This window comes from Klebsiella sp. HMSC09D12 (assembly GCF_001808475.1).
Classification (GTDB): domain Bacteria; phylum Pseudomonadota; class Gammaproteobacteria; order Enterobacterales; family Enterobacteriaceae; genus Klebsiella; species Klebsiella oxytoca.
Map to the genome: position 1 here is coordinate 43,637 of NZ_KV793434.1, position 349 is coordinate 43,985.

Annotated in this window: 1 pseudogene; it reads left to right on the forward strand. The window is 64.2% G+C overall.

Features of this window, described 5'->3' with window-relative positions:
• A pseudogene (locus tag HMPREF3178_RS31615) lies at positions 1-349 on the forward strand (oxaloacetate decarboxylase); the annotation flags it as partial.

Genomic DNA, 349 nt, shown 5'->3' on the forward strand with positions numbered 1-349 from the left:
CCGGCGAGCGCTACAAAACCATCGCGAAGGAGACTGCCGGCATTCTGAAGGGCGAATACGGCCACACCCCGGTGCCGGTGAATGCGGCATTGCAGGCCCGCGTGCTGGAAGGGGCAGAAGCCATCACCTGCCGCCCGGCGGATTTACTCAAACCGGAGCTGGCTGCTCTGGAAGCCGACGTGAAGCGTCAGGCGCAGGAGAAGGGCATCGTTCTGGCGGAGAACGCCATCGATGACGTGCTCACCGTGGCGCTGTTCCCGCAACCCGGCCTGAAGTTCCTGGAGAATCGCAATAACCCGGCGGCGTTCGAGCCGGTGCCGCAGGCTGAAGAGGTCAAACCGGCGGCAAA